The organism is Ruegeria sp. BC8 (assembly GCF_056535705.1).
The window spans coordinates 1,662,122-1,686,869 of sequence record NZ_JBQFIV010000001.1 but is presented as its reverse complement, the minus strand read 5'-3'; the positions used below and the strand labels follow the sequence as shown (position 1 = coordinate 1,686,869).

Here is a 24,748-nt window from a genome sequence, read left to right as displayed (position 1 = left end):
TCAGGCCCCGTCGATCTGGCGCTGATGGTCGTCGGCATCGAACCAGCACAACGACGACCGGATCTTGTACTCCGCGTCCAGCTCCCATTCTTCCCAGCCGCGTGTGGTGACTGCATTCCCGGTCTGTGCATGGTGCCCTTCAAGGGTCCAGACGAAGATGGCGTGGGGACCGGCCCATCGCAGCATGTCGCAGCGCACCTCAAGATCGGGAAAGTCGGTATGAAACCCGCGCGCCATGTCGGCGATGGCTGCCCGCCCGACAATGGGGTCGCCGCGATTGATCGTGATCTGCCCGTCCGACGTAAAGAATTCGGCCACGGCATCGGCGTCACCCGAGCTCCAGGCGATGGCATAGTCGCGGGCTAGATTGTTCAGGGTATCGCGCAAACTGGCCATGATTTTCCCCCTCGCGCTGCGGTCCGGGCGCTCCGGAATGGTAGGCCAAGCCACGGGGCCACGTCCACGGGGCCACAAAAAAGGGGCGGGGGTCCGCCGAAATCCCGCCTATTGCGGCATCAGACGGGTGGTCCCGACAGCGGCGGCGCGGGCCAGATCCAGATCCAGCGACATTGGAATGTACTCACCCCGGCGCCACAGTTGCGCCTGATCGTCATAGTAGCGCGACAGGAAGTGGCCCGATTGCCCGGTGGCCGTGATGAAGACCGAGCTGTCGGGGTCGGCAAAGTCATAAACCCCACGATAGCCCGCGCCGTGCACGTTCTGGAACGGGTCCGGTCCTTCGCCCGAGGTGCGTCCGCGCAGCAGGGTGTTGTCGCCGCCGCTGGTCGATTGGCGGATGTTGACGAAATAGCGCAGCACCGGAACCTCGCCCAGCACCGGGTGGTCATGGGTGGCCTGGTGGGCATCGCCCCAGCGCAGGGATTCCAGTTGGCTGCCATAGCGCTCGGAAATCCAGACCAGTGCATCGTCCAAGGCCAGCCGGGCCATGTCGGTGCAGGTTTCCACCGGCGCGCTCTGCCGGACGTCGCACCAGGCCGAGGCCCCGTCGATGTCGCGGAAGACGCGTTCGATGAACAGGGGCTCGACATGTTTGAATTCCTTGGCCAGCGGCCCGAGGTCATCGGCGATCAGGCGTTTTTGCAGCGCGCGGACCCAGGCCGCGTAGATCAGCGGCTCGGGCAGGTGCTCGTTCATCTCGCCGTTCCATTCGGCCAGCAAGGTCAGGGCGATCTGGCGCTGGCGTTCGAGGGTGCCCTCGGGCGCGGCCTCGCCGGTGAACCACAGGTCGGCCCCGATCAGCGGCAGCAGTGACCGCGCGGTGAAGCTGACCGTGTCCAGCTGCGCCTCGATGAAGCTGTCGCGGGTGTGCACCTCGCGCGATTGCATCAGGAATTCCCAGCGGTGGACGCGCTGCGTATCGCCCCATTCATAGGACACATGCAGGGGGAAGGGGCGGTCGATGATCTTGTTGTTGGTGTTGCCCAGAACGCCGCCGGCGGGGGCCACGAATTCGGGGTTGTCGGAATAGGGCAGACGCCCCTGCCAGCGGTTTGCCGCGATCCAGCCCGGGGTCGGGATGCGCCCCCGGCTCTGGTTGTTGAGGTCGCGGCTGGGCATGGCGCCGATGAGTTTCATGCCGACGGTCGTCTTGTCGACCACCGACAGGTTTTGCGACGGCGCGATGAACCGCTCGGCAGCTTCGATCGCTTCACGCACGGTATCCGCGCTCATCAGCGCCATCGACGCGCTGATCGAGGTGTCGCGCGGGCTGAGCGCCGTCCAGGACAGCGAGGCGACATGCCCCGGCGGTGTGATGGTTTCCAGGTTGTAATGGGTGCCGGGCAGGACGGGGCCGTTCTCGGTCCAGCGCAGAGTCAGAGTGATCGGTGGGGCGTCCTTGATCTCGATGATTGAAGGGCGCGACTTGAAGGGTTTGAAGCCTTCGGGCGTCAGGTATTCCTCGGGGTTGTCGGGATTCACTCTTTCGATATGCACGTCCTGATCGTCCAGATAGGAAGAGGTCAGGCCCCATCCCAGCCGGTCGCTGCGGCCGGACATAACCGCCGGAATGCCGGGGATGGTGGCGCCGATCACGCCGCCCTTGGCCAGTTCAAGACGCGCCAGATACCAGATCCCCGGCGCAGTCAGGCCCAGATGCGGATCGTTGGCCAACAGGGTTCCACCGGTGGCCGAACGCGAAGGAGCCGCAGACCATGCATTCGAGGCACCCGCCAACCCGCGCTGCGGGACCGGGTTCAGCCATGCGGCCGCGGGTTCAGAACTGGCGGCATAGCGGGGCAGGTCGGGAAACAACGCCGCATATTCGGGCAGCGCTGCAATGCCCGCACCAGGCACGTCGGGCAGAATATCTGACAGCCGCTGCGGATCGTTCAGCATCAACGAGGTGCGCGCCCGCAGCACTTCGTCCTGCAAGTGCCCGGACAGCTGAACCGCCATCAGCTTGATCATGGCTATGCTGTCACCCGGTTGCCAAGGAGCAACCGGTGCATTGAACAAGAACATTTCGGGCGCGCCGCGGCCCAGGGCGTTTTCGTTGATTTCGTCCAGCCGTGCATTGACACCCGCGGCATAGGCGCGCAGAGCGGCCTTGGTGTAATCGTCCTGAACCTCGAAGGACTGATGCGCCAGCCCGTATAGATCCAGCCGACGCATGAGCTTGTCGATATGCACGGTTCGCTGGCCAAAAACCTCGGACAGGCGCCCCTGCACGGTCCGGCGCATGACTGTCATCTGCCACAACCGGTCCTGGGCATGCGCATAGCCCAGACCGAAGAACACGTCGGGGTCGGTCCGCCCCAGGATGTGAGGCACGTTGGCGGTGTCGCGCACGATCTCGACCGGGGCATTCAGGCCTTTGACCTGCAGCGTTTGATCGTAGTCAGGCAGCGACTGGCTGGCCAGGAAATACACCAGACCGATCGCCGCGAGGGTCAGCAGGACCAGACCCGAGGCGATACGCATCAACCAGCGAAAGACGACACCCATCAGCAGCGCACCATTTGAATTTGCAGATCAGGCGAAGGTTAATTCATGGCTCTGGCGACCGAAAGAGGCCGCGCCGCGGAATCTGCGTCTGAAACGAAAAACTCCGCCACGGCATTGGCCAGTGACGGAGTTTTCTTGAGGGGGGGCAGGGGGTCAGGGAATAATGCGCGTGTATTTGATGCCCTCGACCGTCGCGCCCAATTGCAGCCCAGCCTGACCGAAGACCGCCGCCAGCACAGGTTTGCGCAGGGTAGTCAGGTCGGTCGACAACTGGTCCGCCTGGTCGCTGACGACATATCCAATGTCCGCGCCGGCGGTCCATCCGCTTGAGCGGCGGAAATCGTTCAGGGCGTCCTCGGTCATGAAGAACAGGACATGGGCATATTGCTGGGCGCCAATCTGCAGCCCCGCGGTACCTTTGACGGCCGAGTAGTAGTCGACCGTGGCACCATTGATGCGCAATGCGCCTTGTCCGTAGCCGCCGCCAAAGACGAACCCCGCCTCGGTGATAAGCGGCATGACCAGCATCCCGTTGGCCTTGTTGGCGATTTCCTGGGTGTTCGGGTAGCGGGTATACATCTCGGTCAGCGTCGCATCGACGCGGGCATCGATCGTTGCCGCGTTCGAGTTTCCGACGCCGTTGCCGCAAGCGGCGGTCAGGGTCAGTCCGGCCATGCCAAAGGCAAAGCCGCGACGGCTCAGTCGTGGTGTGTTGGAACTGCTCATGTTTCTTTTTCTCTGTCGATGTGCCTGAAAAGCCGGGTGGTCCCGGTCTTGTGTGCAAGAATACGCCGAACGGCGTCGGGTGTCACGGGAAAACCGGCAGGCCAAGGCCGGCCGATCGGCGAAAAATCGCGGAGTCCCGTGGGATTAGCCTTGCAGCAGCCGGGCGACCTGCGGCGCGAAATAGGTCAGGATGCCGTCACAGCCTGCGCGTTTGAAGGCCAGCAGGCTTTCCAGCATCACCTTTTCGCCGTCGATCCACCCGTTCTGCGCTGCGGCCTGGATCATCGCGTATTCACCCGACACCTGATAGGCATAGGTGGGTGCGCCGAACGTGTCTTTGACCCGCCTGCAGATGTCCAGATAGGGCATGCCGGGCTTGATCATAACCATGTCGGCGCCCTCGGTCAGGTCGCGTTCGATCAAGCGCAGCGCCTCGTTCGAGTTGGCCGGGTCCATCTGATAGGTCTTCTTGTCGCCGGTCAACGCGCCCGAGGCGCCCACCGCATCGCGGAAAGGTCCGTAGAAGGCGCTGGCATATTTCGCGGCATAGCTGAGGATCATGACGTCGCGATGGCCGGCGGCTTCGAGCGCCTGGCGCATCGCGCCGATCCGGCCGTCCATCATGTCGGACGGGCCGATGATGTCGGCTCCGGCCTCGGCCTGGGCCAGCGTCATCTTGACCAGCGCCTCGACCGTTTCGTCATTCACGATTTTGCCGTCCACCACGTATCCGTCATGGCCGTTGATGTTGTAGGGGTCCAGCGCGACGTCGGTCATCACCGCGATTTCAGGTGCGGCCTGCTTGATCGAGCGGATGGCGCGGTTCGAAAGGTTGTCGGGGTTCCACGCCTCGGCGCAATCCTGCGTCTTGAGGGCGGGATCGGTGTAGGGAAACAGGCAGATCGCCGGGATGCCCATCGCCTGCGCCTCGGCCGCCGCCTTGGCGATCAGATCGACCGAGCGGCGCACCACGCCGGGCATCGAGGGCACGGGCTCTTCGATGCCCTCGCCGTCGCGCACGAACACCGGCCAGATCAGGTCATCCACGGTCAGGGTGTTCTCGCGCACCAAGCCCCGGATCGCCTCGGACTGGCGGGCGCGACGAAAGCGGCCGTGGGGGTAGGGAGCGATTGTCGGTTTCATGGCGCGTTCTCCTTGAACATTCGCGCATTGGGTGGCATGAATTTGCACAGGTCTCAAGGGTACCAATAGCCGCGCCGTTGCGATAGAACCGCCTGAGAATTTTGAATTAAAGGACCGAGTTTGGACTGGTACTCCTCGATTTTCGAACTCATCGACATGCGCAGCTTTTCGAATCTGTGGTACTGGATCGCGCTTGCGGTGCTGTGGTCGACAGCCAGCCATTGGGTGATGGGCGTTCCCTATGATCTGGTCGTGCGCGCCCGCCGCGTTGGCGGGCAGGCCGAGACCGACCTTCTGGACATCGTGCGGATCAACACCAATCGCATCCTCTACATTGCCGACGTTTCGGGGGTCGTGATCTTGGCGCTGTGTTGTTTCCTGTTCGCAGGGCTGGCGACGCTGGGGTTTTACTATCAGGTCGAGTTCGCCCAGGCCGTGTTCCTGCTGTTATTCCCGATGGTTCTTGTCGGCGCAAACAACCTGCGGGTGGCCCGGAACCTGCAGCGGCAGGAGTTGACGATTGAAGCTGTGTCCAAGGCGCTGCATCGATGCCGGCTGGCGACTCAGGTCATCGGCATGTTTGCGATACTGGTCACTTCGATGTGGGGCATGTATCAGAACCTTTCACTGGGCGTTCTGGGATAGAAAATTCAGAAAGGCGAGGCGATGAAGGCTCCGAACCACGTGACAGTCGGCGGCGCCCCCGAGGGGCTTGACGCGCAGCAGGTGCTGAACGAGGTTGCCCGCTCGGGCGGGCCGGTTCTGCATGTGGCGCGCGACGACAAACGTGCCGAGGCGATGCGCGCCGCGCTGCGTTTCTTTGCGCCCGACATGCCGGTGATCCTGTTTCCCGGCTGGGATTGCCTGCCTTTTGACCGGGTGTCGCCCAACCCCGACATCGCGGCGGCGCGGGTGGCGACCCTGGCGGCACTGGTGCACCAGATGCCCGAGCGGTTCGTTCTGCTGACCACGCTGAACGCGGCCACCCAGCGCGTGCCGGCGCGCGACGTGCTGAGGCAGGCGGCGTTCACCGCTCGGGTCGGCCAGCGCATCGACGAGGCCGCGCTGCGCGATTTTCTGGTGCGCATGGGTTTCAGCCAAAGCCCCACGGTGATGGAGCCCGGCGACTATGCCGTGCGCGGCGGGATCATCGACATCTTCCCGCCGGGCGAGGCAGGGCCGGTGCGGCTGGACCTGTTCGGAGACGTGCTGGACGGCGCGCGCCGGTTCGATCCGGCCACTCAGCGCACCACCGAAAAGCTTGATCTGGTCGAATTGGCCCCGGTTTCCGAGGTGATCCTGGACGAGGCCGCCATCACCCGGTTCCGTCAGAACTATCGCATCGAATTCGGTGCGGCCGGCACGGATGATCCGCTGTACGAGGCGGTCAGCGCCGGGCGCAAGCATCAGGGCATGGAGCACTGGCTGCCCCTGTTCCACGAAAAGCTGGAAACGCTGTTCGACTATCTGCCGGATGCGACGATCACGCTGGACGATCAGGTCACGCCCGCGCGTCTGGCCCGGTGGGACAGCATCGCCGATCAATACGAAACCCGGCGTCTGGCGCTCGAGAACCGCTCACGGATGGATTCGGTCTACAAACCCACGCCGCCGAGCCTGCTGTATCTGGACGATGACGCCTGGACCCGGGCGGTGGCGCAGCGGCGGGTGCTGCAGTTCAGCCCCCTGCCGCAGGCCAGCGGCCCGGGGGTGATCGACGCGGGCGGTCGGATCGGGCGCAACTTTGCCCCCGAGCGCCAGCAGGAAAGCATCAGCCTGTTCGGCGCGCTGGCAAGCCACATCAAGAACAAGCTTGAGAAGGGGCCGGTTCTGGTCGCTTCGTACTCCGAGGGCGCGCGCGAACGCCTGACCGGGTTGATCGAGGATGAGGGCCTGGCCGAGGCAATTCCCGTTTCCGACGGCTCGCGCATCGGCAAACGCGGCCTGCACTTGGCGGTCTGGGCGTTGGAGCACGGCTTCGAGACGCCCGACATGACCGTGATCTCGGAACAGGACGTGCTGGGCGACCGCCTGATCCGCCAGCCCAAGAAACGCCGCAAGGCCGAGAATTTCCTGACCGAGACCCAGTCGCTCAGCCCCGGCGATTTGGTGGTGCATGTCGATCACGGCATCGGCCGGTACATGGGCATGGAGGTCGTGAGCGCCCTGGGCGCCGCGCATGAATGCCTGCTGCTGGAATATGCCGAAGGCGCCAAGCTGTACCTACCGGTCGAAAACATCGAACTGCTATCGAAATACGGGCACGAGGAAGGCCTGCTCGACAAGCTGGGCGGTGGTGCGTGGCAGGCCAAGAAGGCCAAGTTGAAAGAGCGGATCCGCGAGATGGCCGACCGGCTGATCCGCATCGCCGCCGAACGCGCCCTGCGCAAGGCCCCGATCATGGACCCGCCGCCCCACGCGTGGGAGGAGTTCAGCGCCCGCTTCCCCTATCAGGAAACCGAGGATCAGCTGCGCGCCATCGCCGACGTAATGGAGGACCTGCACTCGGGCACGCCGATGGATCGCCTGATCTGCGGCGACGTGGGGTTCGGCAAGACCGAGGTCGCCATGCGCGCGGCCTTTGTTGCGGCCATGTCCGGCCTGCAGGTGGCGGTGATCGCGCCCACCACGCTGCTGGCGCGTCAGCACGCCGCCAGCTTCAACGACCGGTTCCGGGGCTTCCCGCTGGAAGTCCGGCAATTGTCACGCTTCGTCTCGGCCAAAGAGGCGCAGCAAACCCGCGAGGGGCTGGCAAAGGGCACGGTCGATATCGTGATCGGCACCCATGCGTTGCTGGCCAAGGGCATTCGGTTCCAGAACCTCGGCCTGCTGATCATCGACGAAGAACAACATTTCGGCGTGGCCCACAAGGAGCGGCTGAAGCAGCTGCGTTCCGACGTGCATGTGCTGACGCTGACAGCGACGCCGATCCCGCGCACGCTGCAACTGAGCCTGACCGGAGTGCGCGACCTGTCGATCATCGGCACGCCGCCCGTCGATCGTTTGGCGATCCGCACCTATGTCAGCGAGTTCGACGCCGTCACCATCCGCGAGGCGCTGCTGCGCGAGCACTATCGCGGCGGGCAGAGTTTCTATGTGGTGCCGCGCATCTCGGACCTGCCCGAGATCGAGGAATTCCTGAAAGATCAGCTGCCGGAACTGAGCTATGTGGTGGCCCATGGCCAGATGGCGGCGGGCGAGTTGGACGACCGGATGAATGCCTTCTATGACGGCAAGTATGACATCCTGCTGGCCACCACGATCGTGGAAAGCGGCCTAGACATTCCCACCGCGAACACGATGGTCGTTCACCGGGCCGACATGTTCGGGCTGGCGCAGCTCTATCAGATCCGGGGCCGGGTGGGGCGGTCCAAGACCCGCGCCTACGCCTATCTGACCACCAAGCCGCGCGCGCGGTTGACGCCGGCCGCCGAAAAGCGGCTGCGGGTTCTGGGCTCGCTCGATACGCTGGGGGCGGGGTTCACGCTGGCCAGCCAGGATCTGGACATTCGCGGCGCGGGCAACCTGCTGGGCGAGGAACAGTCGGGCCAGATGCGCGACGTGGGATACGAGCTCTACCAGTCGATGCTGGAAGAGGCGATCGCCAAGATCAAGGCCGGCGAGATGGAAGGGTTGAGCGAGGCCGACGATCAGTGGGCGCCGCAGATCAACCTGGGCGTTCCGGTACTGATCCCCGAAGACTATGTGCCCGATCTGGACGTGCGGCTGGGCCTCTACCGCCGCCTGTCGTCGCTGTCGACCAAGGTCGAACTGGAGGGCTTTGCCGCCGAGTTGATCGACAGGTTCGGCCCGCTGCCGAAAGAGGTGAACACGCTGCTGCTGGTGGTGCGGATCAAGGCCATGTGCAAACGCGCCGGCATCGCCAAGCTGGACGGCGGACCGAAGGGAGCAACGATCCAGTTCCACAATGACAAGTTCGCCTCACCGCAAGGTCTGGTCGAGTTCATCCAGAACCAGCGCGGGCTGGCCAAGGTCAAGGACAACAAGATCGTGGTGCGGCGCGACTGGAAGAAGGACAGCGACAAGATCAAGGGCGCCTTTGCCATTGCCCGCGATCTGGCCGAGAAGGTCGCCGCCGAGAAAAAGAAGAAGGCCAGCGCCTGAGGGCGCGGCCTAGTCCCCGGCCACGAACGTACACAGCTGCCAGTCACCGCTGTCCGACTTCACGAAGGCCGCGCGATAGCCGACCATCGACCACAGGAATTCGGAATAGATATAGCCGCGCGTTCCGTCGGTCAGGATGACGCCCTGATATTCGGCCTCTTCCAGATAGTCCGGCACGATCACCACCTCGTGGCTGATCAGGTCCAGAATGGGCGCGCCGCGGCTTGGGGCCTGGCGCAGGGTGACATCCTGACCGGTCACGAAATAGGCGGTGAACGGATCCAGCTTCGCTGGCAGGGTAAGCCGCCACTGGTGCGGCATCCAGAATTCGCCATCCTCGTCGAAATAGCCGGGCTGGGCCAGCGTGGTCTCGAGGTCGCGCCAGTAGTCCTCGCGGATGGTAGCGGCGTGGCGGCGGTCGGCCTCGGGCAGGGTTTCGGGATCGACCGTCAGATTGGCGCGGAACGTCTCGGGGCCGTCCTCGTCGCCGTGGCTGGTGTAGATCTCGGGGCAGGTGGCGGCCATCACGCCCCCGAGGTCGCGGGCGGCGACCTTTGCGCGCAGGTCCGCACGAAAGGCTTCCAGTGCCGGGTCTTGGCTGGCCTCGTCCACAGGCGGAAAGGTCTGACGGTCGGCCCAAGCGGGACCGCAGCACAGCGCGATCAGCGCAGCGTTCAACAGTTTCATTCGGCGGTTCTCATCGCGGCCTGGGCGCAGAAGCACGAGGCGCCGACGCTGCGGTCGGCCCGCGCCAGGGCCAGGTCAAGTCGTTGTCGGATCAGCTGCAATTCCTCTACCGCGCCGCGCGCCTTGAGGCAATCGTGCAAGCCCTTGAGGCTCCAGACATTGTCGGGATGGATCGAGGCGCGGCTGAGGGTGCCGCCCAGACCCAGATCCTCGCGATAGACGGCTTCGGCCTCGGCCACGTGGCCCTGCTCGAACAGCAGCGCCCCCAGCGCGTGGCGGGTGGGCTGCATCCAGCCCCAGGGCTCGTCATAGGGCAGATTGTCGTCCAGCTCGACCGAGCGGCGCAGGTGGGCGAAGGCCGTGTCGAAATTGCCTTTGCGGTACTCGATCTCGCCCCGCAGCATCTCGCGCGCGATCTCCAGCAGGTCAATCACGCGGTTGTTGTGCAGCAGGCGGGTTTCGGGCACGCGGTCCTTGGCGGCGAGGAACAGCAGTTCCTCGGCCTCGGCCTCGGCCACGTCGCCGGTGGCGGCATGGGCGATGGCGCGGGCGTAATGCGTGGTGGCCGTCACCGTCAGATACAGGTCGGGATCGGGGGGCAGGGGCAGGGCCTTGGCTTCCTCCCACCGGCCAAAGCGGATCAGGATATGCGGCCCCATGGCCATGTAGCTTTCGAAGTAATCCGCCATCGGCGGGCTTTCGATGCGCAGCATTTCCTCGGGCGTGGTGTTCCACAGGCCCTTGTTGGCGCGCAGGGCGGGCTCCATCTGGCCCAGGAACAACGCGCCATAGATGACGAAGTGGTAATTGTGCTGGCGATAGCCGGTATAGATGTTGAACGCGCCTTCGCGCTGGTAATATTTCAGATCAGCGATGACGGCCTGTTCGTTCCAGTGGACGACGTTCTGGTAGTGGCCGCACAGCACGTCGATATGGGTGGGCATGTGCACCAGATGCCCGGCATCCGGCACCAACGTGCGCAGCACGTCACCGGCCTTCAGCGCCTTTTCCGGCGTGGGCGACATCTCCATCAGATGCACATAGAGGTGCAGCAGACCCGGATGCGACATCGCCGCCGGATCGTTGGCCATGGCCCATTCCAGCGCTTCCTTCGCTTCAAGCGTCGCGGCACCCTCGGCAGGCTGGCCTGTCCTGAGGTCCCACATCTGCCAAGGGGTCAGATTCAGCAGCGACTCGACATAGATGGTGCGCAGGTCCAGATGGTCGGTCTGGGCCACGAAGGCGGCGCGCATGGCGTCGGCGAAGTCGTGGTCCCAGCGGTGCATGTCGGGCGCCGGATCCCGCTGGGGATAGCGGGCAGGCAGGGCGCGGATCAGTTCGCGTTCGACCGGCGTGCAGCGATCCAGCAGGGCCAGTGCGCACTGGGTTGCGTCATAGGCGCAGTTCAGGGCCTTGGCCTTACCGCGGTCGTCCAGCAGATCCCAGGGCAGGTTGTAGTTGGGCCCGGCGGCATAGGCCACGCCCCAATGGGCCATGGCGCAGTCGGGGTCATGCTCCAGTGCGCGCTGGAAACACACGACCGCCTCTTCGTGGTTGTAGCCGTAGGTCCAGACAAGGCCCCGGTCGAACCACAGCTGCGCCTGACCCGAGGACGTGGTGACGGGGCAGCTATGCGTGCCCAGATCGTAATAGTCGCTCATGCCGAACCCTCCCTGACTGGGGTGAGCCTAGCGCAGTTCGGGCGCGCGGGACAGGTCAGGCGGGAACGCGGTCTTCGATCCGGCCCATATGGACCATCAGCCCGAAGGCCAGCACACACATGGTCAGGATGCCGAAGGTCAGCGGCCCCAGCGTACCGTCAAACAGCAGCCCCACAGGCGCGGCGATCGCGGCGGCCAGCACGGTCGAGATCGACCCGATGACCGAGGCCGCCATGCCGGCGATATGGCCCATCGGCTCCATCGCGATGGCATTCAGGTTGCCCATGGTGACGCCGGCCATGAAAAAGACCGTGGTCTGCCAGAACACGAAAAGCGCAAACGAGGCCTGGGACGACAGGTTCGACATGTTGAGGGCAATCACCAACGAGGTGATCAGGATCTGTCCGGCCAGCGCCCAGGTCACCATCCGGCGCATGCCCACGCGCACCACGACGGCCGCGTTCAGCAGGCTGGCCGAGCCGGACATCAGCGCCACGAATCCGAACCAGAAAGGGAAGCTGTCGGCGCGGTCGTGGATCACGTCATAGACCGGCTGCACCATGGTCAGCATGGTGAACAGCATGCCCATGCACAGGGTCTGGACAAAGATCGACAGGCGCACGGTGGGGTGGGCAAACATCTCTTTCACGGCACCGACCATCAGTGGCAGGCGGAACGGGCGGCGGTTTTTCGGCGCGAGGGACTCCGGCAGACGGAACCCCATCCAGACAATGATGACCAACGCAAAAAGGATAAACGACATGAACACGCCGCGCCAACCGGCAAAGGCGATCACGGCGGCACCGGCCATGGGCGCGATGGCGGGCACCAGGGTGAAGATCATCATCGCGATGGACACGATCCGCGCCATTTCCCGGCCCGAGAACAGATCGCGGATGATCGCCATCGCGACTACGCGGGGCCCGGCGGCCCCCAGTCCCTGAACCACCCGGGCAGCCAGAACCAACTCCAGCGATGAACTGGCCCAAGCCACGGCCGATGCCAGAATATAGACTGCTGCTCCGGCGAAGATCACCGGCCTGCGTCCGACCGCATCCGAGATCGGGCCGGTGAAGAATGTGCCGATCCCCATTCCCAGAACAAAGCTGGTCAGGATCAACTGCGCCCGGTTCACGTCATCAGGGCTGAGCTGCGCGCCGATCTCGGGCAGGGCAGGCAGCATTGAATCAATCGAAAATGCGATGGTGGCAAACATCATCGCGATCAGCGCGATGAATTCGGCCTTGGAAATACGGTCAGCCATGCGGGGACTCCTTGCCCCAACGCGCTAACACGACAGGGCAAGGTGGGCTAGGTGCAATCGCGCACAGAACTCTGTGCTATTCTGCAGAGGAAGGCTCAAGCTGAGACATGATTTCGCCGATCACTTGCGCCCACAATTCTGGTGGTTGTGCCCCCGGGACCGCGTGCTGGTTGGCGACGATGAAGGTGGGGACCGAGTTTACGCCCACCTCGCGCGAGTGCGTATCCCGCTGGCGAATGTCGTCCCGGTCGGCGTCGGATTTCAGCAGCTTCAGGACAACTGCGGCGTCCATGCCCACGCTGTCGGCGATGTCGGCCAAAACCTCGTGGTCGCCGATGTCGCGGCCCTGCACGAAATACGCAGTGAACAGCGCATCCACCACCTGGTTCTGCTTGCCCTCGATCCCGGCCCAATGGATCAGGCGATGGGCGTCCAGCGTGTTCGGGGTGCGTTTCATGGCCTCGAAATCGATGTTCAGGCCGGCCTTTTCGGCATGCTCCACCACCGGCGCATAGGCTTTGACCGCACCTTCCTTGCCACCGAACTTGCGTTCCAGATATTCGCGCCTGTCCATGCCGCCTTCGGGCATGTCGGGGTTCAGCTGGAACGGATGCCATTCGATCACGAAGGGATGGTCCGGGACCGAGGCCAGCGCCTTGTCCAAGTTGGTCTTGCCGATATAGCACCACGGGCAGATCGGGTCGGACAGGATATCAAGCTTGACGGTCTGGGTCATTCTTCGGGTGCCTTGAAATAGGCCGGCAATGCGCGGCGCAGGAGTTTTCCGTTGCCCCCGGTGGGCAGTTCGGGAAGATGAATGAAGGCGCGGGGTTGCTTATAGCGCGCCAGGTTGGCCTCGACATAAGCGCGCAGGGCGGTTTCGTCCAGTTTTTCCGGGCCGGAATAAAAGGCGGTGATCACGAAGGTGTCCGGTTTGACCTCGACCGCCGCCGCGCCGACCTGAGCGATTCCGGGAAACCGCGACAGGACGGATTCGACCTCGACCGGGGACACCCGGTAGCCGCCGGCGTTCATCATGTCGTCGTCGCGCCCCAGATAGGTGATCTGCCCATCCACGGCCATCGCGCCCTGATCGCCGGTCAGGAACCAGTCGCCCTGCATGCGCGCGCGGGCCTCGTCCGGGGCGTTGAGATAGGTCAGCATCAGCCCCGGGTCCGAGCGGTGAATGGCGATGGTGCCTTCCTGCCCCTGCGGAACCGGCCCGTCAGGCCCCAGGATCGCCACGCGGCGCCCCGGTTGCGGCCGTCCCAGCGCATCGCCGCGCGCGGGGTGGGACGGGCTGGATGAGATGAAGGTCGAGCATTCCGACATGCCGTAGGCCTCGTACAGCTCGGTCCCGGTGGCCTGTACCCAGCGTTCGTGCAGGGCGCGCGACAGTTTCTCGCCGGCGCTTAGGCCGTGGCGCAGATCGGGCAGGGGCAGCGTGTCCGCCGCGTTCAGCATCTTGCGGTACACGCCGGGGGCGGCCGCAAAGATCGAGGCGCGGTGGCGGCGCAGCAACCCGGGCAGGGCGGCCGGGTCGGTTCCGGGTTCGGGGATCAGCGCGGTGGCGCCGATGGTCCACGGGTCCATCAGGCCGGTGCCCAGCGTGTAGGTCCAGTTGAACGCGCCCGCGTGGCACAGGCGGTCAGCCTCACGCAGGCCGTACCAGCCATCGACCATCATCTGCCGCGCCCAGATCGCGCGATGCGCATGGGCCACGGCGCGTGGCTTGCCCGAGGTGCCCGAGGTATAGACGACATAGGCCATGCGTTCCGGATCGCCCATGTCGAACGACGCGGGCGGCAGGTCGCGCATGGCGGCAAGGTCGGCCAGGCCGATCTGGTTGGGGTGCGCGGCACAGGCCACGGACGGATCGCGCAGAATGGCGGCTGGAGACAGTTCCCGGATCATCCGCTCCGTTTCCGGCTCGGTCAGTTGCGAGGAGGTCGGTACCGGGATCAGCCCGACGGCGATCGCCCCCAGATAGGCTATGGGAAAATCGACCGTATTGCCCAGACGCATCAGCACGATGTCGCCGGGCACCAGGCCCGCACGCAGCAGCCCGGTTCCGGTGCCCAGAACCGCGGATTTCAACTTCGCAAAGGTCCAGTCGTCCGAACCGTCAGGGCGCAGCACGGACAGGGCCACCTTGTCGGGCGTGGCATCGGCGCGGCGCAGCACATGGGCGGCCAGGTTGAACAGCGCGGGGCAGGGCGTCGGCGGCCCCTGATCGAAGATCGACAACATGCGCCTTGGCTATTGCCCTTTGTCACGCGTTGCAAGCGCGCGGCGCTGGCCCTATAGAATGACGCATGACGAGCAAAGACCACAAATCCATCGTACGCATCGCCCGCGACAACGGTTCCCGCACCGAGCTGGAACCGGTAGATCTGGGTGCCCGCGTGCGTGAACTGCGCAAGGCGCGGAAATGGACCCTCGAGCAGGCGGCGAACCAAGCCGGGTTGGCCCGGTCCACGCTCAGCAAGATCGAAAATGGCCAAATGTCGCCGACCTATGATGCGCTCAAGAAGCTGGCGATCGGGCTCGAAATCTCTGTGCCGCAGTTGTTCACCCCGCCCGAGCGGGATCAAGTGATCGGTCGCATGGCAGTGACCAAGATGGGTGAAGGCACCGCGCACGCCACAACGACCTACGAGCACGAGTTGCTGGCCGAAACGCTGACCAAGAAGCAGATGCTGCCCTATCGGGCCCGCGTGCGCGCCCGGTCAATGGACGAGTTCGACGGCTGGGTGCGTCACGATGGCGAAGAATTCCTGTATGTGCTGACCGGCGTGATCCGCTTGTACACCGAGTTTTATGAACCGGTTGAAATGCGTCGGGGCGACAGCGCCTATTACGACGGCAGCATGGGGCACAACGTGATCTCGGTAAGCGATGAGGACGCGACCATCCTGTGGGTCACGTCGCTGGCCTAACGCCGGGCAAGCTCGCGGTTCAGGCCCTCGGTGTAAAGGAAATCCTCGACCTCTTCATGGGCCTCGTTCACCGTCAGGTGGTGCCGCTCGGCCAGATAGGCCTCAAAGCGTTTCCTGTCCGTCCTCACGCGCGCCATATCCTGATCGCGCAGGTTCGGAAAACGGCGCTTGGCACGTGCGTAGGACGCGCTCCAGTCTTGTGTCAAATCAGTCCAGTTCAACATCTGCGAGCCTTCCGTGGTTCGGGTTTCAGGACTGCTCTTCCCCAGACCAGCGTACGGAGCGCGCAGCCCGCGCGAAGACATGACAAAATGTCGCAGGTCGGGGTGCTGGAAAATCAAAGCGGTTTTTCACGCCGTGCTCGGCCCGTTTTCCCACTCACTGTCGGTTTTGGCGATCGTTCAAATGCTCGCACTCTGGACTGCGCCGAATACAGGGCTTTGTTCTATCTAAGAAATCTGTTTTCGGTGCGGGTGTCCGTTGCGTCGATCCTCACTTGGATTGCAAGATATCGTGGTAACAAGCGTTCCACCCGCAAAAAGTAGTCAAATGCTCTAGAAGTAGCGGTCGGCGGGGTTGTTCGGTCGCCTTTTGGTGTTTGGTCACATGTGCTGAAAATTGCCGACGCCCGCGCGGCGTCCGATCCGCGCCAAGTGCTTCACTTGAAATGGGCAGGGGCACAAGCCCCCACCGGCTGCCTGCTACTCCTCGTACCACCAGACATCGGGCATGAACTGCGGCCCGTCGCCGTAGATTGGCAAGATCTGAGGATGCTTCATTTCCTTCACATGGGCGATGCGGCCAACATCAAAGCTCCAGATTGGAATGACATACCGTCCGGCGGTCAGAACCCTGTCAAGCGCGCGGGTGGCGGCCACGAAATCCTCACGGCTTTCCGAGGCCAGCATCGCATCGATCAGCCCATCCACTGCCGGAGAGGTGACCCCCATCAGGTTGCGTGTCCCTGAAGCATCCGCGCCTTCGCTGCCCCAGTAGAGGCGTTGCTCGTTGCCCGGCGACAGCGACAGCGCGCGGCGGAACGGGGTCATGTCGAAATCCAGCTCGGACACCCGCTGGGTGTATTGTGCGTCATCCACCTTATCGACGGTAAGCTCGATCCCCAGCCGTTCCAGCGCGCGGGCATACATCTCGGCGATCGCATCCACGTTCTGAACCACATTCAAGCTCCCCTGACTGATGACCAGGGTTATCTTGAGCGGCTCTCCCGCTGCGTTCTTCAACACGCCGTCCTGGATTGTCCATCCGGCTTGCTCCAGCAGATCAGCGGCCTTGCGGATGTCCTTTCGGTTGCGAACCGAGTCGTCGCCCTCGGGCAGAACATACCCTTCCAGAGTTCCCGACGGCAGATCAGCCGCGTAGGGCTGCAGCATCTCAGCCACCCGGCCCTTTGCCGGTCCGGGCTGCATCGCCAGTTCAGACCCCGAGAAATACGAGGTGATCCGAGGTTGAGCTCCGCCTGTGATCGTGCCGTTGATGAATTCAAAGTTGAACGCAAGGGTCAGTGCCTCACGCACGCGCCAATCGTCAAAAGGCGCTTTGCGCGTGTTCATGACCAGACCTGTCATGCCCGAGGGCTTTTTGTGCGGGATATCGGTTTTGATGACATCGCCGCGCTGAACGGCCGGGAAATCGTATTGCGTGGCCCATTTGTCGGCGTTGAACTCGCGGACGGCCGACAGCGCGCCGGCCTTGAAGGCCTCGAACAAAACCGTCTGGTCGCCGTAGAACTCCAACCGCATCTCGTCGAAATTCATGGTGCCCCGGCGGAACGGCACATCGTTGCCCCAATAATCCGGATTGCGTTTGAGGTTCACGAAACGCCCGGCCTCGTAGTCATCGATGACATAGGGGCCGGTGCCGATCGGGACATCTTGCAGCGCTGCTTCGGCGAAATCCTTTCCCTCCCATTGGGCCTTCTTGAGGATCGGCCGCAGCCCAGCGATCAGGGCGAGCTCGCGGTCTGGCTCGTTGAAGATGATCCGGACCGAGCGTGGTCCGGTCTGCTGAATACTGTCGATCTTGGACCACAGACCGCGATAGCGCAGATGCCCCTGCGTTCCGAGGGTCTCGTAGGACCAGATCACATCGTCAACCGTGACCGGCGATCCGTCAGAGAATCGGGCATTCTCGCGCAGGGTGAATTCGACCCAGGATCGGTCCGGCGCGGTGTCGATTGATTCGGCCAAAAGCCCGTAAAGAGTGAAAGGTTCGTCCCAGGAACGGCCCATCAACCCCTCGTGCGTCCAAAATCTCAGCTGCCACGGGGCGGTGCCTTTTTGCACAAACGGGTTGAGACTGTTATAGCCGCCGGTGTTGCCGAACACGACCTTGCCGCCCTTGGGCGCGTCGGGGTTGGCGTAAGGCAGCGACACAAAATCCGGTGGTAGGGCCGGGTCTCCATACATAGCTATGCCATGGGTCGATTCTGCTTGCGCTAACGTGGCGACAACCGAGGCAGCGATTCCCGCGATCAGCGGGCGGATGGGACGGAGAATATCGGGGCTCATTTTGGAAACAATCCTGCTCTGGCCTTATTTTGTTGGGATTCACCGTACCGATGATTTTTCTTATTATCAAACTTTTAGCTTGGATGACGGCGCGGAATTGCTTATAAAGGTTCCACTGCTCGATAGGTTTCTTGCCTGTATGAAACCTGCCTCAATAACTTAACGCCCGCTTCGTGCGGGCGTTTTTTTCTGCCTCGAGCTCCGAGATTCCAGCCCATAAATCGACCGTGTCCGCAACCGGGTCTTTCCCCGTTTATTTTGCAGGTGCAGCATGGCACTGTGTCTCCAAATCATGAGTCTGTGGGAGACCCCAAATGAGCTTGTCGGGAAAAACAGCAATCATCACCGGATCGAATTCGGGCATCGGGTTGGGCATTGCGCGCGAATTGGCCAAGGCGGGGGCCGATGTGGTTCTGAACTCGTTCACCGACCGCGATGAAGATCACGCGCTTGCGGCCGAGATCGGCAAGGAAACCGGAACCAACGCGCGCTACATCAAGGCCGACATGTCCAAGGGCGAGGAATGCCGGGCGTTGATCGAACAGGCCGGAGCCTGCGATATCCTGGTCAACAACGCAGGCATTCAGCACGTGGCACCGATCGACCAGTTTCCGGTCGAAAAATGGGACGCGATCATCGCCATCAACATGAACTCGGCCTTCCACACTATGGCGGCGGCGCTGCCGATGATGCGCAAGGCCGGGTGGGGGCGGATCGTCAACATCGCCTCGGCGCATGGGCTGACGGCGTCGCCGTACAAGGCGGCCTATGTGGCGGCCAAGCACGGGGTCGTCGGCATGACTAAGACCGTCGCGCTGGAAACCGCGCAGGAGCCGATCACATGCAACGCCATCTGTCCGGGCTATGTGTTGACGCCGCTGGTCGAGGCGCAGATCCCGGACACGATGAAGGAATACAACATGAGCCGCGAGGACGTGATCAAGAACGTTATGCTCGAACGGCAACCCTCGAAAGAGTTCGCGACCGTCGAACAACTGGGTGGAACCACTGTGTTCCTGTGCTCGGACGCGGCGGCCCAGATCACCGGCACCACGATCTCGGTCGACGGCGGCTGGACCGCGCTGTGATCCGCGGCACGCACCAGGGCCGGCGGACATGGTAAAGCGCATCAATCTTGCCCTTCAGGGCGGCGGCGCGCATGGCGCCTTTTCCTGGGGCGTGTTGGACCGTCTGCTGGACGATGAAGGCATCGAAGTTGCGGCGATCACCGGAACCTCGGCCGGGGCGCTGAACGGGGCGGCGTTCAAGGCCGGCATGGTCCATGCCGGTCGTGATGGCGCGCGCGAGACGCTGAACGCCCTGTGGGAGAGGATGGGCGCGGTGGGCGACATGCGCATCGCCAACTGGCTGGCCGGGATGGAACCCGCCCAGATCGCGCAGGCGATGGAGTATTCCTTGCCGTTCTCGGTAGCCGATACCTGGTCGCGGATGGTGTCGCCCTATGCCTATGGGCCGTTCTACCGCAATCCGCTGGCCCCGGTGGTCGAGGCGTTTGATTTTAGCGAAGTCTACGCCGATCAGGGGCCGCGCCTGTTCGTCTGCGCCACCTGCGTGCGCAGCGGCAAGATCCGGGTGTTCACGGGCGATGAGGTGACGACCGACGCGATCCTCGCCTCGGCCTGCCTGCCGAACCTGTTCCAGGCGGTTGAAATCCACGACCCCGAAACCGACCGGACCGAAGCCTATTGGGATGGCGGCTATACCGGCAACCCGGCGCTGTTTCCGCTGTTCAACGCGGGCCTGCCCGAAGATGTGGTGATCGTGAACATCAACCCGCTGGAGCGCGACGAGGTTCCCAAGACCCCGCAGCAGATTCAGAACCGGATCAACGAGATCAGCTTCAATTCGTCCCTTCTGCGCGAGTTGCGGGCGATCAACTTCGTGCAGCGCCTGCTGGCCGAGGGCAAACTGCAGGCGGGCGAGATGAGCCGGGTCTTCGTGCACATGATTGCGGATGACGCCCTGATGAACAGCCTGTCGGTGGCGACCAAGACGGTGCCCAACCCGGTGGTTCTGCACGGCTTGAAACAGGCCGGACGGGCCGCGGCCGACCGGTTTCTGGCCGATCACAAGCCCGATCTGGGAGTGCGCAGCACCGTTGATCTGCCCGCGATGTTCGGCTGATCACTCGGGTGGCTGGGTTGGGTCTTTCTGGTTCGGATAGACCAGCCCGGCCGAGATCACCAGCTTGGCGGCATCCTCGATCGACATGTCCAGCAGGATCACGTCTTCCTCGGGGAAGAACAGCAGAAAACCCGAGGTTGGGTTCGGCGTGGTTGGGATGAACACGCTCAGCAGACCGCCGCCGGTTTCGGCGCGTTTGTTGATCTCGCCCTTGGCCTCGGTCGAGACGAAGCCGATGGCCCAGATGCCCCGGCGGGGATACTGCACCAAACAGGCTTTCTCGAACGACCGCTCGGTCTGGGCAAAGACGGTTTCCGAGATCTGCTTGATCCCGGAATAGATCGACCGGACGACGGGCATTCGGTTGACCAGGCTTTCGGCAAAATGGATCAGTGACCGGCCCAGGATACCTTTGGCGATCCAGCCGACCAGAACCGTGAAGATCAGGAAGAACAGCACGCCCACGCCGCGTAGGTTGATGCCAACATATTGCTCGGGGCGGAACTGGTGTGGGATCAGGGGCAGGACCGCGCTGTCGATCCAACCGACCACCGACAGGATCAGCCACAGCGTCAGCCAGACCGGTGCGATGACGACGATACCCGTCAGAAACGACGCGCGTAGCCGCGACAGCAGGCCGGGGCGGCGGTGTGGTTCTTCATCAAACGGTGTGTTCATCGCGGTTCCGAGCGGTTTGCCGGACTAGTTAATCAGTCCGGCGCCTTGGTACAATAGGTCCGTTTGACGTTCAGCCAGCCTGAGCCTTCAATGCCTTGGCGATACCAGCCGCAAGGCGGGCATTGTTGCGCACCAGGGCGATGTTGGCGATCAGGGATCGGCCCTCGGTCCGCTCGTAGATGCGCTGCAGTAGATAGGGCGTGACGGCCTTGCCGGTGATGCGATGCGCTTCGGCGTCCTGTTGGGCCGAGGCGATGATCGGGTCCAGTTCCTCGGACGGGATCTGATCGGCCAGCGGGATCGGATTGGCCACCAGTTGCCCGCCGGGCAGACCCAGCGCGCGGCGCGTGGCATGGGCCTTGGCGATCTGCTCGGCTGTGTCCATCCGCAGGGGCGCGGCAAAGGGCGACTTGGCCGACCAGAAGGCTGGGAATTCATCCTGCCCATGGGCGATGACCGGCACGCCCAGTGTCTCAAGCACTTCGAGCGTTTTGGCCAGATCGAGGATGGCCTTGGCCCCGGCAGCCACGACCGTGACCGGCGTCTGCGCCAGTTCGTGCAGGTCGGCCGAGATGTCAAAGCTGGTTTCCGCGCCGCGATGCACCCCGCCGATGCCGCCGGTGGCAAAGACCTGGATCCCCGCGAAATGGGCGGCGATCATCGTGGCGGCAACGGTGGTGGCCCCGGTTCCGCCCGAAGCGATGCAGGCTGCCATATCCGCGCGCGAAATCTTGGCCACGCCCTGCGCCTGTCCCAGATCCTTCAACTGATCGGGTTCCAGCCCCACATGCAGCCGGCCGTCGATCACCGCGATCGTGGCCGGAACGGCGCCCGCGTCGCGGATGTCCTGCTCGACCTGGGCCGCCACCTCGATGTTCTGAGGGTGGGGCATGCCGTGGGTGATGATGGTGCTTTCCAGGGCAACGATGGGGGATCCGTCGTCCTTGGCCGCGCGGACTTCGGCGGAATACTGGATGTCGATCACAGGGGGGTCTCTCCGGATACATAGGTTGCGGCGGCATGCAAGGCGCGGGTCAGCGCCTCGTCAATGCTGGCGCCATTGGCTTCGGCGGCGATATGGGCCGCCATGAACGTGTCGCCCGCACCGGTCACGCGCGTGACCAGAACCGACGGGGGTTTCTGGGTGATCACCGCCTGGGCACTGGCCACGGTGGCCGAGTTGCCCCCGTCGGTCACCAGCGCACGCAGCGCGCCCCGGTCCAGCAGAGCGCGGGCGGCGGTTTCGGAATCGGCGAACTCGCGCTGGCACAGCAGCCCGGCTTCTTCGAGGTTCACATACAGCGTGGCCCGGCCGTGCTTGAGGAAAGGCAGCAGCCGCTCGGCCTTGCCGGGCGAGGCTGGGGCCACGCGCAGGTCGGCACGGGCGAAGGCCGGGCTGACGGCGATTTCTTCCAGAAGGTCCAGCGTCAGGTTGCCGTCCAGCGCGATCTGCCCTTCGAACGGGGTGTTTTCATAGCCCAGCGGGCCATGGATCAACGGGCGCAGGATCTTGGCACCGGCGGCCTCCAGCGAATGGGCGTCGGCGATGGCGGCGATCAGTCCGTTTGCGCCTTCGACCGCCATGTACCGGTCGGTGGGCAGGTCCTGCGAGCGATAGATATGGGTCGTGTCCATGCCCAGCCGCTTGCAGGCGTGAACCAGCTCGTCGCCCTCGGGGTCGCTGCCGATGGCGGTCAGCAGAGTCGGGGTCATGCCAAAGCGCACAAGCGTCATGGCGATGTTCATCGCCACGCCACCGGGCAGGCGCGTGATGCGGCCGGGCACGTCCGACCCTTGCCGCATGTGGCTGGCGGATCGTCCGATCACGTCCCACAGGACGGATCCGATACACAGGATGTCGCTGTTCTGAGTCATTTCCTCGTCATGCCGCAGGCGCAGGGCGCGCGCAAGCCGGAAGCTGCGCAGGCTGGGTCCACGTCGGCGATTTGGCTTGCCAATTGTTTGGAAGGACGAAACACTCGGACCCAGTGTTTTTTGGTTCTTTTGGATATTTTCGGATGGGTCTCAATATCCGTTTGCTGACCTTCCTGCGGTTTCGCGCCTGGATCATTGCGCCATTGCTGGCATGTATTTTTTTGGCAATGCCAGCATGGGCGCAACAGAGCGGACGGACAATCGTTGACTTTCAGGTCCGGGACGGTCGGCTTCTGGTCGAAATCGCCATGAACGCCGAGGCCGTTCTGGCCGGGGTCGATCCGCAAGACGTCGCGCAGGGCGGCGACGGCGGGAGCGCGCGATACGCGCAGTTGCGCCGGCTTGTCTCGTCCGAGCTTGAGGAACACGTCCACGATTTTGTGACGGATTGGAAGAAATCCCTGCAGATCGACGTGAACGGGCCGGTTGCGTTGTCCTATGAAGGCGCAAGTATTCCGGTGGTCGGTAACCCTGACGTGCCGCGGATTTCCCGAGTGCTGTTGGCCGGTCCTCTGCCGCCTGATGCAAGCAGCCTGCGCCTGACCTGGCCCGAAGGGATCGGCCCCGTGGTTCTGCGCCAGCAAGGGGTCGAGGCGCCTTATACCGGGTTTCTGAGCGGCGGCGAGGTCAGTCCTCGCATTCCTTTGGCGGGCGGAGCCGGGCTGGGTGCCCAGCAAGCGGCCGAGGCTTTTTTCCGTGCCGGGCTGCTGCATGTCGCGGGCGCGGGGGCACAGCTTCTGGCGCTGGCTTCGGTGCTGGTTTTCTTGTCACTGAAGTTGCGCCCAGTCCTTTTTCAGCTTGCCGCGCTGGGGCTGGGCATTCTGGTGACGCTGCCGCTTGGGATGTTCGACGTGTTGAATGCGAGGCCGTTCCTGCCGTGGCCGGTCGTGCCGGCAGCCATCGCCTTGTTGGCGCTTGGGAACCTCGTCACCGACCGGTTGGGGCTCTGGCGCGTGCTGTTCCTTTTGGCGACCGGTGCGGTCCTTGGCCTGACCCTGTCAGAAACATCGTCGCGCCTGGGTGTTCCGCCGCACCATGTCGCGCCGGCGGTGCTGGGTTTTGCCGCTGGCATCCTGTTGGCGCTGAGCGGAGTCGCGATCCTGATCCTGGCCACCCTGACCGTGCTCTTGCCGGATTCGCCCAGGCTGCGTGGCCGTATTTCCACAGTCGCCTCGCTGTTGTTGGCGGGCTTGGGGCTATACTGGGCGGTTATGTCCTAACCGCCGGTTTTCATCGGCGCGATCAGCGTGTTCAGCGCGCTTAGCGGGTCCTCTGCGGTCCAGATCTCGTCTCCGATACCGAAGAAGTCGGTACATTCAGCCAGTTCGGCAACCAGTTCGGGTGTCAGGCCGCCTTCGGCGACAACCGGAACCTCGATCATCTCGGACCACCATTGGAACAGATCACGCTCGGCGCGGGTCCCTTTGCCCAACGACACATCCCCCACGGGTCCGAAAGCCACATAGTCGGCGCCAGCTTCGCCCGCGGTCATCCCGTCATGGCGCGAGGTTCCGCAGAAACTGCCCACGATGGCATCCGCCCCCAGCTCTTTGCGCGCGGCCCGGACCGAGCGGGCCGCATCGTCCAGATGCACCCCGTCCAGCCCCAGCCGTTGCGCCAGCAGGACATGGTTCGAGATCACCAGGGCCACGTCGCGCGCATGGGCCACCTCGCGGCAGGTGTCGGCGGCGCGGGCGATGGCGTCCTCGTCGCTGCCGGCCAGCGCCAGCCGGATGCAGGCGATCTCGGTCCCGTCCAGAACGCGGGCCAGCCGGTCAGGGAAGGTGGCCGGGTCGATGGTCGGCGGGGTGATCAGATAGATCTGAGGCTGCTCGGGGGTGTCCATTGGCGGATCCTTCGCGGTTGGTCTTTGGCGCGGTTTAGCCGATTGCGGCGGGGAAGCAAACTTTATTGCCCGCAGAGCGCGTGATTTGCAATCGGGCAGGGCGG

21 protein-coding genes are annotated in these 24,748 nt (G+C 63.8%); 6 read left to right on the top strand and 15 right to left on the bottom strand.

All coding sequences use genetic code 11. The annotated features are described in order from the left end of the window. The 4 genes from ACR3EK_RS08530 to hemB form a co-directional block, all read right to left on the bottom strand. Window positions 1-396, bottom strand: a complete 396-nt coding sequence (locus tag ACR3EK_RS08530) for an SgcJ/EcaC family oxidoreductase (RefSeq protein WP_480633153.1) — start codon at window positions 394-396, stop codon at window positions 1-3. 108 nt (window positions 397-504) lie between these two features. After that, on the bottom strand, window positions 505-2,967 hold the full coding sequence (locus tag ACR3EK_RS08525) for a penicillin acylase family protein (RefSeq protein WP_480633152.1): 2,463 nt from the start codon (window positions 2,965-2,967) through the stop codon (window positions 505-507). 153 nt (window positions 2,968-3,120) lie between these two features. Continuing rightward, the gene (locus ACR3EK_RS08520; protein WP_170402763.1) at window positions 3,121-3,693 is read right to left on the bottom strand and encodes a lipid-binding SYLF domain-containing protein; all 573 of its coding nucleotides are present in this window, start codon (window positions 3,691-3,693) and stop codon (window positions 3,121-3,123) included. A gap of 144 nt (window positions 3,694-3,837) precedes the next feature. Then, window positions 3,838-4,836 (bottom strand): porphobilinogen synthase, encoded by a 999-nt coding sequence (hemB, locus tag ACR3EK_RS08515; protein WP_480633151.1) that lies wholly within the window; start codon window positions 4,834-4,836, stop codon window positions 3,838-3,840. A 120-nt stretch (window positions 4,837-4,956) separates the two neighbouring features. Here hemB and ACR3EK_RS08510 point away from each other — a divergent pair, with 120 nt between their 5' ends. Both ACR3EK_RS08510 and mfd read left to right on the top strand, forming a co-directional pair. Beyond that, the gene (locus ACR3EK_RS08510; protein ID WP_170437701.1) at window positions 4,957-5,481 is read left to right on the top strand and encodes a component of SufBCD complex; all 525 of its coding nucleotides are present in this window, start codon (window positions 4,957-4,959) and stop codon (window positions 5,479-5,481) included. A gap of 21 nt (window positions 5,482-5,502) precedes the next feature. Further along, a complete protein-coding gene (mfd, locus tag ACR3EK_RS08505) occupies window positions 5,503-8,961 on the top strand; it encodes a transcription-repair coupling factor (protein WP_480633150.1) in 3,459 nt (1,152 codons plus the stop codon). Between the two features lie 9 nt (window positions 8,962-8,970). Here mfd and ACR3EK_RS08500 read toward each other — a convergent pair whose 3' ends face one another. From ACR3EK_RS08500 to ACR3EK_RS08480, 5 genes are all read right to left on the bottom strand, one after another. Next, window positions 8,971-9,648: an SH3 domain-containing protein gene (locus ACR3EK_RS08500; protein WP_480633149.1), complete on the bottom strand. Its 678-nt coding sequence runs from the start codon at window positions 9,646-9,648 to the stop codon at window positions 8,971-8,973. Next, window positions 9,645-11,309, bottom strand: coding sequence for a hypothetical protein (locus ACR3EK_RS08495; RefSeq protein ID WP_480633148.1), 1,665 nt, complete (start codon window positions 11,307-11,309; stop codon window positions 9,645-9,647). The genes ACR3EK_RS08500 and ACR3EK_RS08495 overlap by 4 nt, the downstream gene beginning before the upstream one ends. Window positions 11,310-11,364: 55 nt before the next feature. After that, on the bottom strand, window positions 11,365-12,573 hold the full coding sequence (locus tag ACR3EK_RS08490) for a multidrug effflux MFS transporter (RefSeq protein WP_170432402.1): 1,209 nt from the start codon (window positions 12,571-12,573) through the stop codon (window positions 11,365-11,367). Between the two features lie 76 nt (window positions 12,574-12,649). Then, entirely contained in the window at window positions 12,650-13,309 is a 660-nt protein-coding gene (locus ACR3EK_RS08485) for a DsbA family oxidoreductase (protein WP_480633147.1), read from the bottom strand. Further along, a complete protein-coding gene (locus tag ACR3EK_RS08480) occupies window positions 13,306-14,823 on the bottom strand; it encodes a class I adenylate-forming enzyme family protein (protein ID WP_480633146.1) in 1,518 nt (505 codons plus the stop codon). Before ACR3EK_RS08480 ends, ACR3EK_RS08485 begins: the two co-directional genes overlap by 4 nt. Before the next feature lie 65 nt (window positions 14,824-14,888). Between ACR3EK_RS08480 and ACR3EK_RS08475 the strand changes: the two genes are divergently transcribed. Further along, entirely contained in the window at window positions 14,889-15,512 is a 624-nt protein-coding gene (locus ACR3EK_RS08475) for a helix-turn-helix domain-containing protein (RefSeq protein WP_093962221.1), read from the top strand. Here ACR3EK_RS08475 and ACR3EK_RS08470 read toward each other — a convergent pair. Then, on the bottom strand, window positions 15,509-15,736 hold the full coding sequence (locus ACR3EK_RS08470) for a hypothetical protein (protein ID WP_093962974.1): 228 nt from the start codon (window positions 15,734-15,736) through the stop codon (window positions 15,509-15,511). The genes ACR3EK_RS08475 and ACR3EK_RS08470 overlap by 4 nt on opposite strands. Window positions 15,737-16,213: 477 nt before the next feature. Next, window positions 16,214-18,040, bottom strand: coding sequence for an extracellular solute-binding protein (locus ACR3EK_RS08465; RefSeq protein ID WP_480633145.1), 1,827 nt, complete (start codon window positions 18,038-18,040; stop codon window positions 16,214-16,216). Window positions 18,041-18,354: 314 nt separating this feature from the next. On the opposite strand from ACR3EK_RS08465, the gene ACR3EK_RS08460 reads away from it, so the two are divergent. Both ACR3EK_RS08460 and ACR3EK_RS08455 read left to right on the top strand, forming a co-directional pair. Further along, complete coding sequence (locus ACR3EK_RS08460) at window positions 18,355-19,128, top strand: 3-hydroxybutyrate dehydrogenase (RefSeq protein ID WP_480633144.1); 774 nt, start codon at window positions 18,355-18,357, stop codon at window positions 19,126-19,128. 28 nt (window positions 19,129-19,156) lie between these two features. Next, window positions 19,157-20,185: a patatin-like phospholipase family protein gene (locus ACR3EK_RS08455; RefSeq protein WP_480633143.1), complete on the top strand. Its 1,029-nt coding sequence runs from the start codon at window positions 19,157-19,159 to the stop codon at window positions 20,183-20,185. Here the strand turns inward: ACR3EK_RS08455 and ACR3EK_RS08450 are convergent, their stop codons facing one another. The 3 genes from ACR3EK_RS08450 to ACR3EK_RS08440 all read right to left on the bottom strand — a co-directional run bounded on the left by ACR3EK_RS08450 (window position 20,186) and on the right by ACR3EK_RS08440 (window position 22,738). Continuing rightward, window positions 20,186-20,863 carry a DUF502 domain-containing protein gene (locus ACR3EK_RS08450; protein ID WP_093962217.1) on the bottom strand — a complete coding sequence of 226 codons (678 nt, stop codon included), beginning with the start codon at window positions 20,861-20,863 and terminating at the stop codon, window positions 20,186-20,188. 70 nt (window positions 20,864-20,933) lie between these two features. Further along, window positions 20,934-21,848, bottom strand: coding sequence for a pseudouridine-5'-phosphate glycosidase (locus tag ACR3EK_RS08445; RefSeq protein ID WP_480633142.1), 915 nt, complete (start codon window positions 21,846-21,848; stop codon window positions 20,934-20,936). Beyond that, the gene (locus tag ACR3EK_RS08440; protein ID WP_170366069.1) at window positions 21,845-22,738 is read right to left on the bottom strand and encodes a PfkB family carbohydrate kinase; all 894 of its coding nucleotides are present in this window, start codon (window positions 22,736-22,738) and stop codon (window positions 21,845-21,847) included. Before ACR3EK_RS08440 ends, ACR3EK_RS08445 begins: the two co-directional genes overlap by 4 nt. A gap of 227 nt (window positions 22,739-22,965) precedes the next feature. Here ACR3EK_RS08440 and ACR3EK_RS08435 point away from each other — a divergent pair, with 227 nt between their 5' ends. Continuing rightward, complete coding sequence (locus ACR3EK_RS08435) at window positions 22,966-24,018, top strand: HupE/UreJ family protein (RefSeq protein WP_170580596.1); 1,053 nt, start codon at window positions 22,966-22,968, stop codon at window positions 24,016-24,018. On the opposite strand, the gene ACR3EK_RS08430 is transcribed toward ACR3EK_RS08435, so the two are convergent. Further along, window positions 24,015-24,644, bottom strand: a complete 630-nt coding sequence (locus tag ACR3EK_RS08430; RefSeq protein ID WP_480633141.1) for a thiamine phosphate synthase — start codon at window positions 24,642-24,644, stop codon at window positions 24,015-24,017. The genes ACR3EK_RS08435 and ACR3EK_RS08430 overlap by 4 nt on opposite strands. Window positions 24,645-24,748 lie beyond the last annotated feature (104 nt).

Bases quoted from the DNA above. Each gene is read 5' to 3' on its own strand.
- ACR3EK_RS08470 (WP_093962974.1), bottom strand. From the start codon at position 15,736: ATGTTGAACTGGACTGATTTGACACAAGACTGGAGCGCGTCCTACGCA.
- ACR3EK_RS08455 (WP_480633143.1), top strand. From the start codon at position 19,157: ATGGTAAAGCGCATCAATCTTGCCCTTCAGGGCGGCGGCGCGCATGGC.
- hemB (WP_480633151.1), bottom strand. From the start codon at position 4,836: ATGAAACCGACAATCGCTCCCTACCCCCACGGCCGCTTTCGTCGCGCC.
- ACR3EK_RS08485 (WP_480633147.1), bottom strand. From the start codon at position 13,309: ATGACCCAGACCGTCAAGCTTGATATCCTGTCCGACCCGATCTGCCCG.
- ACR3EK_RS08475 (WP_093962221.1), top strand. From the start codon at position 14,889: ATGACGAGCAAAGACCACAAATCCATCGTACGCATCGCCCGCGACAAC.
- mfd (WP_480633150.1), top strand. From the start codon at position 5,503: ATGAAGGCTCCGAACCACGTGACAGTCGGCGGCGCCCCCGAGGGGCTT.
- ACR3EK_RS08450 (WP_093962217.1), bottom strand. From the start codon at position 20,863: ATGAACACACCGTTTGATGAAGAACCACACCGCCGCCCCGGCCTGCTG.
- ACR3EK_RS08440 (WP_170366069.1), bottom strand. From the start codon at position 22,738: ATGACTCAGAACAGCGACATCCTGTGTATCGGATCCGTCCTGTGGGAC.
- ACR3EK_RS08435 (WP_170580596.1), top strand. From the start codon at position 22,966: ATGCCAGCATGGGCGCAACAGAGCGGACGGACAATCGTTGACTTTCAG.
- ACR3EK_RS08520 (WP_170402763.1), bottom strand. From the start codon at position 3,693: ATGAGCAGTTCCAACACACCACGACTGAGCCGTCGCGGCTTTGCCTTT.
- ACR3EK_RS08430 (WP_480633141.1), bottom strand. From the start codon at position 24,644: ATGGACACCCCCGAGCAGCCTCAGATCTATCTGATCACCCCGCCGACC.
- ACR3EK_RS08530 (WP_480633153.1), bottom strand. From the start codon at position 396: ATGGCCAGTTTGCGCGATACCCTGAACAATCTAGCCCGCGACTATGCC.
- ACR3EK_RS08480 (WP_480633146.1), bottom strand. From the start codon at position 14,823: ATGTTGTCGATCTTCGATCAGGGGCCGCCGACGCCCTGCCCCGCGCTG.
- ACR3EK_RS08500 (WP_480633149.1), bottom strand. From the start codon at position 9,648: ATGAAACTGTTGAACGCTGCGCTGATCGCGCTGTGCTGCGGTCCCGCT.
- ACR3EK_RS08525 (WP_480633152.1), bottom strand. From the start codon at position 2,967: ATGGGTGTCGTCTTTCGCTGGTTGATGCGTATCGCCTCGGGTCTGGTC.
- ACR3EK_RS08490 (WP_170432402.1), bottom strand. From the start codon at position 12,573: ATGGCTGACCGTATTTCCAAGGCCGAATTCATCGCGCTGATCGCGATG.
- ACR3EK_RS08495 (WP_480633148.1), bottom strand. From the start codon at position 11,309: ATGAGCGACTATTACGATCTGGGCACGCATAGCTGCCCCGTCACCACG.
- ACR3EK_RS08460 (WP_480633144.1), top strand. From the start codon at position 18,355: ATGAGCTTGTCGGGAAAAACAGCAATCATCACCGGATCGAATTCGGGC.
- ACR3EK_RS08465 (WP_480633145.1), bottom strand. From the start codon at position 18,040: ATGAGCCCCGATATTCTCCGTCCCATCCGCCCGCTGATCGCGGGAATC.